An 8,919-nucleotide genomic window follows, 5' to 3' on the forward strand; every position below is an offset into this window, starting at 1 on the left:
ACGAGGCCCGGCCCTTCAAGTGGACCAAGACCGCCGACCAGATCCTCGACCGGATCTGCCGCTACTGCGACAGGATCTCCGAACCAGGTCACTAGCCGCGATCGCCCACGCGCTGGTCAGCGTCGTCCAGAACGTGGTCGACCTCGCCCGGGTCGCGCGATGATGTCCATGTGCGGCCGATTGCCGAAGCCGGGCGTGTGCTTGCCTCATCAACAAGCCTTGGATGGTCATACTTTCGGTCACTCCGGCCGGAGCGGCTGGCCAAGGTGTCAGGTACACGCCCTACGCTGCATTGCGTTCGGCCTTCGGACGGCTCTCGCTCAGGAAGACCATCAATTCCGGACGTCCTCGCCTGCCTGGCGCGCTTTCGGAATCACTCCGTCTTCGGCCCGTGGTCTCCCCGACCGGACCCTATGCAAAGGAGTTCAGACATCATGCGCCCCTCGCGACGCACATGGACCCGACTCGCCGCGCCACTCGCCGTCACCGCCCTCGTCTCGGCACTCGCGTCGCCCGCGGCCACCGCCGCGACCCCGGCCCCGGCCGGGACCGCCACCGCGACCGCCACATGCCCCGACACCTGCATACTGGGGACCCGCGCCGCGACGCACACGGGCTACGACCGCCTCGTGTTCGACCTCACGGCGGGTACGCAGGTCAGAACGTCGACGAACACGACGGGCGAGTACGTTCCGATGAGCGGCCAGACGGAGTACCTGGAGATCCCGGGCACCTCGTACCTGTTCATCACGATGGAACCCGGCCACCTGTACGACGACGCGGGGAACTTGACCTTCAAGAGCCCGCTCACGCAGGCCCTGAACCTACCCACGCTCAAGGGTGTCCAACTGACGAGCCTGCACGCCGCCACGGTCGAGTTCGGCCTCTCCCTCGGCCCGTCGACCCGCTACAACGTCTTCACACTGACCCAGCCGGACCGCGTGGTCGTCGACATCTACAGGTAGGCCGGGGAGTCCGCCGACCGGCGGCGGACGAAACCTGTACGGGCAAGGATCCGTACGCCATGGGATGCGACAACGACGCCGAGGGCTGCGAGCAGTTCACCATCGGCAACGGCGCCGAGAAGCGGTACCCACGACAGTCACCACCGAGCCACCGAGCCCCCGAGCGGCCATGCGCCGACGGGGGAACGGGCCACCAGTAAACCGGCCGGCACATCCAGCACTATGGCGGGCCCGGATCCTCCGGTCGACGAGAAGGGGTCTGTTCCTCCAGGTCGGCAATGACAAGCCGGTAGCCGATGTCGAGTGTTTCGCGGTTGAGCAGGCCGGCATGGCGTGTGTGCCACAGGCCGGAAGCCAGGTCGTCGGACAGCCGGGCCAAGCCAGGACGGAGTACCTCCTCGCCGGTCTGGGCGAGCATGGATATACCGGCCCGCACTTCCGGATCGAGGTAAGCCTCGGGCCGGCGCCAGAAGGCGCCGCCGAATCCGTCGGTGCAGTCATGCGGGACCGGGACCGTCTCGATGCGGGCGGCGCCTCCCACCAGTGCAATCAGCCGGTCGATCGCGACGGCCCGCGTGTCGTCGAACGCGGCTGCCTCCGGCAGGTACTCGTCCAGCAGCCAGAACTTGCAAAAGATGGTCTGGTCCCAGGTGAGGATGACGACGCGCCGCCGGGCGATCCGAAGCAGCTCCCCGACACCGGCCTCCAGGTCGGTCCAGTGGTGCACGGTCAGGAGAGCCATCGCCGCGTCGGCGGAGTCGTCGGCGAGAGGGAGCGACTCCGCGGATGCCTGCAGGGCCCTCGCTGATCCGGCCGGACGCTGGGCGATCATCACTGAACTGGGTTCAACCGCCAGCACCGTTTGCGGGCGTAGGAGCCCGTGCCGGCACCTACGTTGATCACCGTCGTGGCATCGCCGAGTGCCGTGTGAACCTTGGCAGCTATCCGGGGGTCCGGTCGTCGAGTGCGACTGTAGGTCACACCGATGCCGTCATAGGTCGCCATGACGGAGAGTATGCCGCTTGGGCCATGACCACCTGCCGCGAATGCGGAAGGGGCGCCGCTGGTGGCGGTGATGGTGCGGCGGGTGGTGCGGACCGGTGGTGGCGCGCTGGGGAATGCTGGGTTCGGTCAGTTGATCGCCTGGTCGGGCGCCGTGTTCCGGGCACCCGACCAGGTCCTGCCTCGGTTACAGATACGGGCGGGTGATCAGCTCAATCGCGTGGCCGGCGGGGTCCTTGAAGTACACGCCTCGACCGCCGTGCTCGTTGTTGATCTCGCCTGGACGGCGCATCTGCGGATCGGCCCAGTGCTCGATGTCGCGATCGGACAGCCGCTGATAGGCGCGATCGAACAGCTCGTCGTCGAGCAGGAACGCGTAGTGCTGCATCTGGATCTCCACCGGCGGCTCGGCGAACTGCAGCAGCACGCCGTCCGAGAGCTGGATGTTGGTGAACGGGCCCCAGGGCGGTGCTTCTGAGAGCTCCAACAACTCCCGGAAGAACCGGGCCGATTCGTTGCGGTCCTTGGCAGCGATGATGGTGTGGTTGAACGTGGCTGTCATTCGGCTGACCTCGTTGTTGTTCGACACGGGAAACGGGCTCGCGGTGCGCGAGTGCCGGGAGGTCCGCGTGCCGAACCGAGGGGGTGCGCTCTTTGCACCCGCCGTGCGATCAGCCCTCCACCGGGTGGCCAATCCGTGTGTGGCGTAGCGCCGGTCCGGTGTTCACGTTCGGTGACCCTACTTGATCAGGCTGGCTCCCACAACGGGAAAGCGATCGGCCGCGATTGGCTCGACAGGCGGCCTTGGCCGGGTGGTCAGTCCATGATCGGATCGGTGGGTCGGGGTCGGAGTAAGTCTTCGGCTCGGCGCGGGTGTTGCGCTGGCGGAGGTCGGCGGCGATGGCGGCGTTCTGCGCGGGGCATTGGGTTCAGCGGTCCGAGCTCGTCGACGCATATCACCCCGCCCGCCGGCGGGCGGGTGTCGTACAGCGCCAGGACGCGGTGCATCCTGGTGCTGAATTCCCGGTCGCTGGACGCGTTCCACGTGGTCGTGGACTTCCGGGAGACCCTGCCGACGCGCAGGATCCCCCGGCTGATGGCCGCGGTCTCCATCTGCTCGATGAGGTGGTCGGCGAGCTTGCTCAGGCTCCAGGTGGAGAACGCGGTGATCTTCCGGTCGGCTGGGGACCTCCGGGCGATCAGGCAGATGTGCTCGCGCACCTCGTCACTGATCGTCTTGGGACGTCACCCGCTCCATTTCGGGTCCAGCGCATCGAACTCCCGTTCGTTGAAGGTGTGGATGACACCGCGGACGTAATCCTCGCCGACCTGCATCAGCGTGGTGATGTCCTTGACCCTCTGGCCCTGGGCGACATCATCACCACGATCGCCCGGCGGAGTCTCACCGGGTCCTTCGCGGTCCGGCTGATCCGCTGCAGCTTCTGGCCCTGCTCCATGCTCACCGGCCGGGCGAACACACTCGGTCGACGTCCCACGACCACCTCCAAGATCAGGTCTTGGAGACAGCCTGCCGGGAGGCGAGCAGCAGGTCGTGGGCGCGGCGGTCGTTGTCGCGGAAGTACATCTGGCCCAGGCCCTGGGCGGCGATGTCGAGGAGCTGCTGCTCGGTGGCGCCGGCGGCGCGTGCAGCGAACAGCCGCTCCGCCCAATGCGGCGGCAGGGCCTGGGTGATGTGCCGGATGAGGGCGTCGTCGGTGGAGCCCGGCGCCGCGGTGAATCCGAATCGCGCCCGGGTGGAGACGACGATGCCGCCGGTGGCGGCGGCCTTCTTCTTGGCCTTCGCCCGAATCTGCGGCTATCAGCGCTTCCTCACCTCGCGCTCTATGCGCGTGGCCAGCTCGGCACGGGGCCGCCTCAGCCGGCCTTTGACGTACCGCTCCACGGTCCGCTGGGACACCCCGAGCGTCTGGGCGACGGCCTTGGTGCCCTTGAGCTGCTTGACCAGGTACTTCATCTGCGTCTGCGCGGACTTCGGGATCGGGCGGGTGAACGCGCCCTCCAACGCCTTGTCCAGGCTGTCCCCGAGCTTGTCCATCGGCTTCTACTCCCCGTCGTCGGCGGCCTTGCCGCCGTCCTTGATGATGCGGGCGATGTTGACCGCGTCGCCGTACTTCTCGCGCTGCTCCTCGGCCCACAGGGTGCTTTGGGTGCCCTCGTGCTTGACCATCCCGGGGCTCATCCCGAGCCGGAAGCCGCCGGGCAGCGGCTTGCCGTCCGGCGTGCGCGGCAGGAAGTCCAGCGGCTGGGTCCGCCGGACGGGTAGACGACGCAGTCTGTGCCGATCGCGACCGGGTACAGGTCGGCGGCCGCCGCGACCTTCGTCATCTTGCGGTGCATGTTGATCCGGGTCGTCGCCAGCCGGGCGGCCCGGACGTCGGGGCGCCACTCCTTGCGTTCCAGCGCTGGCCACGGCTCGTACATCGGCGTACCGCGTGGGCGCTCGCGCAGCTTGCCGATGCCACCCTTCGCGGTGGCCTTGATGGCCTTGAGGACGAGGGCCATCTCCGGGTCGACGTTCCTGGAGGCGGCCATCGCCTCCAGGAACGCCTGCTCTTCCATCCCGACCGCTGGAACGCTGCCGCACCCAGGCTGCAGCCATCGGTGCGAAGTAGCATCGTCATCAACGGGCGACCTTCGCTGCGAAGGCGGTCCAGACGGCACCGCGCAGGCCACGCCGAATCCTGTAACGACGACCATGTGCGCCCATTGCAGTCGCCGCATGGCCACCGAGGACGAGAACCCGAGTCCGCCCGACATCACCGTGATGCTCAAAGGCCGAACCAGCGCCTGCAAGGCAGCACGCGACGCCATCGCCGCAGGCGGCGAGGTAGTGCTCTACGACGGACAGCCGCCACAGTGGATGGTCGTCGGCATCGCTGCGACGAGGCTGCGGCGATCGTTGAAGATCGGCCTGACGACCCTGGGCCTCGACGAGACCGTTGAGATCCTCCGAGCTCGGCACCGCGACGAGCGACTGCGTACCGGCAACATCGTCGCAGCAGACCGGTCCTGGTTCTTCACCCTGTACTTCAACGCCACCGGGACCGAGCTCCTGGCGCGCAGCGGTGTGAAACGCGAGGCACCTTCGAAGGCGGGTGGTCAGAAGCTCCAGCTGCAGAGGCCGGGCAGTCCTGGCAGCCCACCCGCTACCTTCCTCATATGGAACGGGCCAACATCCTGACGAGCCTCGCCGCGAGCGGAACCGACACGTCCCCGCAGCGACTCACCGAACTTGCCGCTGAACTCGACATTCCGGCCGCCGACCTTCTCGTTGTCGCAGGCCACCCTGTGCCGGCTGAACTCCTTCCCCCGGGGCGCGACGCCAGGGTCATGAGACAGTTCGCAGACCGCGTCAGCCACTGCGACCACGCGCAGCTCGCCGCCCTGGAGGGTTTCGTACGCTCGCTGCCCCGCGTAGCCTCCCCAGGACCCTTCGTGCAGCCGGCATGGCCAGGCCGCCGCCCCGCCGAGACCAGGCTCGCAGCCGTGCTCGGGGCATTGATCAGTAACCGCGGCTTCGGTATCTGCGAACTGCCGTTCAGGGGACTGTCCCTCAGCACGCTGCACGGGATGATGTGGCGCTGGCACCCAAGTCCGCACCGCCGGCAGCAGCTGTCGGCCGTAGCAGGTCCGCTGAGGTGAACCCTGCTCGATCTCTTCGGGTTCGCAGAGGAGCCGTACCCGCAGGACCTCCGCCCGATGGTGCACTGCCGCCACCTCCGGCGGCTCTCTGCGGCGGCCGTTCCCTTGACTACCGCTCAGCTGATCGAGACTGCGGAGGAAGCAGACCGACTGAGCGTGCGTGAGGACCACGGCGCATGGCAGCCCAGGCACCTGGATGCCGCCGACCCAATCCGCCCACTGCTGGTACCTGACGGAGTGGGTCGGCACCAAGCACCGTTGGGGCCTGAGCGTCGACCCGGCCGAGGCGGCCGCCCTGCACGACCAGTCCGAGAACTGCCCAGGGACCGTTGTGGAGTTCCAGCCCGCCGGTTGAGAGCGGCTCGCGCCTCCCTCCCAAAGGAAGAGGGAGGCGATCGGCCTCTCCCTCAAGGCCCGCAAGCAGGCCACGCTGTCCGGCACCGGCGACTCTCGGCGGCCTCTGCTCCACGGGCTCAGCCAGGGCTGGAAGACGCAGCAGCCGCTGATCGCGAAAGGTGCTCAGCTGTCCAGCGCAAGGTTCTCGCTGGTGCCGAAGCGGCCAATGTCCAGGTCGAGAAGCACGGCCAGGGCCGCGCTCCGTTCCACATCCGGCTCAGGCGGGCCCCAGAACCGGGGGAGGGGTGCTAACGGCGTTAGCACCCCTCCCCCGAGTGAGAGTGAGCCCACCAGCATCCCGGGCGTTCACTCCTGTACTGGCTATCCGGCTATCCATCACCGCGTCCGGCCAGGAGCCGTTCCAGAAGGACTTCGCGCTGCGTGTTGTCCATCTTCTCGAAGACGAGGTCGGCGACCCCATTGCCGTCATGCCACGGCACGTGGGGCATCTTCCGGATGTCGACCATGATGGGCTGGCCGACTGCCGAGGAGTCCGGGAGATCACTCTCCGGCGCGGCGGTTTCAACGTCCGTCGGCTTCGGGTCGCGCGGCTCCGGCGCCGAGGCGGTTCCAGAGGGGCTCGGCGCAGCCGTCGACAGCTGCTTCTCTGGTGTTGCAGGAGGCGTGTCTGGTACCGACGGTCCCGACGGAGTCTTTACCGCGGTAAAAGGTTGGGCAGTTGGCTTCTGGTTCTGTGCGGCTGCGTGCGCCGCGAGCACCTGCTTGTCCCGCACCCGCTTCTCCGCGTCCGATGCCTTTCTCTGCTCCAGCAGCGCGAGAAGCCCGGCAGGGGACAGCTCTGGGAAGTCTTTGGCTGTTCGTGCGAGGAATCGGCCGTCTCGTTCTGGTAGGGGTCCTGAGCTGAGGCGTTGCTGGATCTCCTCCGGGAGCTTCAGCAGTGCGAGCTGCTGGGTCGCCCACCCAGGGGACTTCCTGAGGCGCACGGCTGCGCGGGACTTCGCTCCGTGCTCCGTGCTTCCCCGTCGTCTTCCGCGCAGATGTCCACCATCTGCCGTACGCCGCGGGCCCGCTCGATGGCGTCGAAGTCTTCGCGCTCAAGGCCAAGACCCGAAGGCGGCTTGACGTCTTGGCAACGTGAGGTGTCTGGTGGTTGGCGGAGTAGCGGTAGTTCTTCGACCCCTCGGCCACGGAGTGGTCGTGAGCGCGAGCAGGGGAACGAGATGGCTGATGTTGCGGTCAGCCGCGGATTTCGAGACGCCGAACAGCGGTGCAAGCTGCCGCAGCGTCAGGTTGGTGCGCCAGTACGCCGTGACCAGCAGCACCCGGTCTTCCAGCGGCAGGCTCCATGGCCGGCCCTTGCGGACCGCATCAGCACCCTCGTGCCGCAGTATGGTCACCAGCTTGCCGAACAGGCGAGAGCTCAGCCCGGTGAACTGAGCTATCCAGGACGATTCCGAAGCCGTGATCACAGCAGACACCGCGAGAGCATTTCACTCGTCACCAGGCGTCCCGTTCACGGCCGTTCTGGACGGTCTCTCCAAACCTCGAGCGGCGTCCCTCACTGGCCCCGGAGACCTGGGTCAGTCGAAGAGGGCAACGACTCCCTTTACCCAGATCGCGAGGAACGCAAGGGCCCCCACCAGGCAGCCGACGCCCGCCAGGACGCCGCTGACCGTCCGCGGCGCGGAGGGCGCCTCCTCGTACTTCTCGTCCAGGCCGTATCGGTAGGAGGCGGGGTCGTCCCAGTTGACGGGGTGCCCCAGCTCCTCGGCGCAGGCGGTCCGCACGGCGAGCAGCTGGCCCTCCGCGAAGGCGGTGGCAGCCATCGCCTCGGGGCCGCGCCAGGCGAGGGCCTTCATCCGCCACCCGGGGGACCCGTACCGCGCCTCGAAGGCGGCGGTCTCGTCGGCGTTGCGGTCCTCTTCGAGGTACATCCAGCGTCCGGCCTCGGCGGCGTCGCCGTAGAGCCGGTACACCCCGGCCAGACGTCGGCGGAGCGTCAGGTCGTAAGGGAAGGATGAGACGAGACCGCGCAAACGCTGGCGCGCGACGGGAACCCGGCCGGCGGCCAGGTCTGCATCGACTCGGGCAAGGGTCTCTCTCAGGGGCATGAACACATGATCGGGTACCACACTGATCCACGTCGACCTGGATTCGTTGCTCAGCGCTCGTAAGGTATCGAGCGTCTGGTCCTGTCGCTGCCGATGCTGTTCTTCCAGGTGCTGTCTGCCCTCATGAACGGCGGACGGTCTCATGCCACCGTGTAGGACAGTCGCACCGACTCAGTTGAACTTGAGATCTTGAGCCGTAGATAGTAGACGAAGTCGCCATCATGTTGGGTCGACAGTACGCACTCGTCCCGCAACGTCACCATCGTCTGCGTACGCTCCGGCTAGCCTGCAGGCCCAATCTGGCCGATCACCTGCCCTGTGTGAAGTTCATCCAGCACATCACAGCACTGGTGCACGCTAACGCCTACCGTACCGAGCGCCGGGTTGGATGCAGGATCAGCCATCTGGGCCTCGACCGTGATGGTGATGGTTCGCCCAATGGCAGCGTGGAAGGGCGGCGAGAACATCACCACTGTCGTATGGGCACGAAAGGCTTCCCCGATCGGCAGTGCTACGGGGTTACTGCATGACTTTTGAGTCCGTGGATCAATCTCTGCAGGCATGACTGGTTTCCTCCCTCAGTCCGGGGCGTAAATCGACGGCTTAGTCGGCCTACTGCCACATTCTCGTAGCAGACGTACCTACGCTGACGGCGACTGGCCCTCTCATTGGTGCAACGGAAGCTCCTGCCATGGCGATCCATCCGATTCGATGGCCCGCGCATTTAGAGCTCGTAACACGATCTTGTTGAGCAGCCCTGGTCGGCCGTGACCGGTGTGATGATTCGGCTGTTTGGGATGGTGTGACTACCCGGCCATGGA

The 8,919-nt window shown here is 67.0% G+C and carries 13 protein-coding genes and 2 pseudogenes; 5 read left to right on the forward strand and 10 right to left on the reverse strand.

The annotated features are described in order from the left end of the window. The first annotated feature begins 434 nt into the window (after window positions 1-434). Window positions 435-965, forward strand: a complete 531-nt coding sequence (locus ABT342_RS37485) for an AMIN-like domain-containing (lipo)protein (RefSeq protein WP_351583890.1) — start codon at window positions 435-437, stop codon at window positions 963-965. 59 nt (window positions 966-1,024) lie between these two features. Then, complete coding sequence (locus ABT342_RS37490) at window positions 1,025-1,165, forward strand: hypothetical protein (RefSeq protein WP_351583893.1); 141 nt, start codon at window positions 1,025-1,027, stop codon at window positions 1,163-1,165. A 20-nt stretch (window positions 1,166-1,185) separates the two neighbouring features. Here ABT342_RS37490 and ABT342_RS37495 read toward each other — a convergent pair whose 3' ends face one another. The 6 genes and pseudogenes from ABT342_RS37495 to ABT342_RS37515 all read right to left on the reverse strand — a co-directional run bounded on the left by ABT342_RS37495 (window position 1,186) and on the right by ABT342_RS37515 (window position 4,547). Beyond that, complete coding sequence (locus ABT342_RS37495) at window positions 1,186-1,797, reverse strand: methyltransferase domain-containing protein (protein ID WP_351583896.1); 612 nt, start codon at window positions 1,795-1,797, stop codon at window positions 1,186-1,188. Between the two features lie 357 nt (window positions 1,798-2,154). Then, a complete protein-coding gene (locus ABT342_RS37500; RefSeq protein ID WP_351583917.1) occupies window positions 2,155-2,529 on the reverse strand; it encodes a VOC family protein in 375 nt (124 codons plus the stop codon). A 254-nt stretch (window positions 2,530-2,783) separates the two neighbouring features. Further along, window positions 2,784-3,188, reverse strand: a complete 405-nt coding sequence (locus tag ABT342_RS37505; RefSeq protein ID WP_351583899.1) for a hypothetical protein — start codon at window positions 3,186-3,188, stop codon at window positions 2,784-2,786. A gap of 289 nt (window positions 3,189-3,477) precedes the next feature. After that, window positions 3,478-4,023 (reverse strand): annotated as a pseudogene (gene tpg, locus ABT342_RS37510) (telomere-protecting terminal protein Tpg). A gap of 6 nt (window positions 4,024-4,029) precedes the next feature. Continuing rightward, window positions 4,030-4,155 (reverse strand): hypothetical protein, encoded by a 126-nt coding sequence (locus ABT342_RS38380; RefSeq protein ID WP_502965686.1) that lies wholly within the window; start codon window positions 4,153-4,155, stop codon window positions 4,030-4,032. A gap of 8 nt (window positions 4,156-4,163) precedes the next feature. Next, window positions 4,164-4,547, reverse strand: a complete 384-nt coding sequence (locus ABT342_RS37515; protein WP_502965687.1) for a hypothetical protein — start codon at window positions 4,545-4,547, stop codon at window positions 4,164-4,166. Window positions 4,548-4,707: 160 nt separating this feature from the next. Between ABT342_RS37515 and ABT342_RS37520 the strand changes: the two genes are divergently transcribed. The 3 genes from ABT342_RS37520 (at window position 4,708) to ABT342_RS37530 (ending at window position 5,985) form a co-directional block, all read left to right on the forward strand. After that, complete coding sequence (locus ABT342_RS37520; protein WP_351583902.1) at window positions 4,708-5,169, forward strand: hypothetical protein; 462 nt, start codon at window positions 4,708-4,710, stop codon at window positions 5,167-5,169. A gap of 149 nt (window positions 5,170-5,318) precedes the next feature. Beyond that, window positions 5,319-5,630, forward strand: coding sequence for a hypothetical protein (locus ABT342_RS37525; protein WP_351583905.1), 312 nt, complete (start codon window positions 5,319-5,321; stop codon window positions 5,628-5,630). 196 nt (window positions 5,631-5,826) lie between these two features. Then, window positions 5,827-5,985 carry a hypothetical protein gene (locus ABT342_RS37530; RefSeq protein ID WP_351583908.1) on the forward strand — a complete coding sequence of 53 codons (159 nt, stop codon included), beginning with the start codon at window positions 5,827-5,829 and terminating at the stop codon, window positions 5,983-5,985. Window positions 5,986-6,355: 370 nt separating this feature from the next. Here the strand turns inward: ABT342_RS37530 and ABT342_RS37535 are convergent, their stop codons facing one another. The 4 genes and pseudogenes from ABT342_RS37535 to ABT342_RS37550 all read right to left on the reverse strand — a co-directional run bounded on the left by ABT342_RS37535 (window position 6,356) and on the right by ABT342_RS37550 (window position 8,661). After that, the gene (locus ABT342_RS37535; protein ID WP_351583920.1) at window positions 6,356-6,970 is read right to left on the reverse strand and encodes a ParB/RepB/Spo0J family partition protein; all 615 of its coding nucleotides are present in this window, start codon (window positions 6,968-6,970) and stop codon (window positions 6,356-6,358) included. A 118-nt stretch (window positions 6,971-7,088) separates the two neighbouring features. After that, window positions 7,089-7,465, reverse strand: a pseudogene (locus ABT342_RS37540) (helix-turn-helix domain-containing protein); the annotation flags it as partial. A 102-nt stretch (window positions 7,466-7,567) separates the two neighbouring features. Further along, window positions 7,568-8,098 carry a DUF6584 family protein gene (locus ABT342_RS37545; protein WP_351583911.1) on the reverse strand — a complete coding sequence of 177 codons (531 nt, stop codon included), beginning with the start codon at window positions 8,096-8,098 and terminating at the stop codon, window positions 7,568-7,570. A 281-nt stretch (window positions 8,099-8,379) separates the two neighbouring features. Continuing rightward, complete coding sequence (locus ABT342_RS37550) at window positions 8,380-8,661, reverse strand: hypothetical protein (RefSeq protein WP_351583914.1); 282 nt, start codon at window positions 8,659-8,661, stop codon at window positions 8,380-8,382. Window positions 8,662-8,919: the final 258 nt, after the last annotated feature.

Source organism: Streptomyces sp. NPDC000410, assembly GCF_040300305.1.
Taxonomy (GTDB): Bacteria; Actinomycetota; Actinomycetes; order Streptomycetales; family Streptomycetaceae; genus Streptomyces.

What these genes read in the sequence shown, in the direction of transcription:
- ABT342_RS37485 (WP_351583890.1), top strand. Translation starts at nt 435, where the DNA reads ATGCGCCCCTCGCGACGCACATGGACCCGACTCGCCGCGCCACTCGCC.
- ABT342_RS37550 (WP_351583914.1), bottom strand. Translation starts at nt 8,661, where the DNA reads ATGCCTGCAGAGATTGATCCACGGACTCAAAAGTCATGCAGTAACCCC.
- ABT342_RS37490 (WP_351583893.1), top strand. Translation starts at nt 1,025, where the DNA reads ATGGGATGCGACAACGACGCCGAGGGCTGCGAGCAGTTCACCATCGGC.
- ABT342_RS38380 (WP_502965686.1), bottom strand. Translation starts at nt 4,155, where the DNA reads ATGGTCAAGCACGAGGGCACCCAAAGCACCCTGTGGGCCGAGGAGCAG.
- ABT342_RS37530 (WP_351583908.1), top strand. Translation starts at nt 5,827, where the DNA reads ATGCCGCCGACCCAATCCGCCCACTGCTGGTACCTGACGGAGTGGGTC.
- ABT342_RS37525 (WP_351583905.1), top strand. Translation starts at nt 5,319, where the DNA reads ATGAGACAGTTCGCAGACCGCGTCAGCCACTGCGACCACGCGCAGCTC.
- ABT342_RS37500 (WP_351583917.1), bottom strand. Translation starts at nt 2,529, where the DNA reads ATGACAGCCACGTTCAACCACACCATCATCGCTGCCAAGGACCGCAAC.
- ABT342_RS37545 (WP_351583911.1), bottom strand. Translation starts at nt 8,098, where the DNA reads ATGCCCCTGAGAGAGACCCTTGCCCGAGTCGATGCAGACCTGGCCGCC.
- ABT342_RS37495 (WP_351583896.1), bottom strand. Translation starts at nt 1,797, where the DNA reads ATGATCGCCCAGCGTCCGGCCGGATCAGCGAGGGCCCTGCAGGCATCC.
- ABT342_RS37515 (WP_502965687.1), bottom strand. Translation starts at nt 4,547, where the DNA reads ATGGAAGAGCAGGCGTTCCTGGAGGCGATGGCCGCCTCCAGGAACGTC.
- ABT342_RS37520 (WP_351583902.1), top strand. Translation starts at nt 4,708, where the DNA reads ATGGCCACCGAGGACGAGAACCCGAGTCCGCCCGACATCACCGTGATG.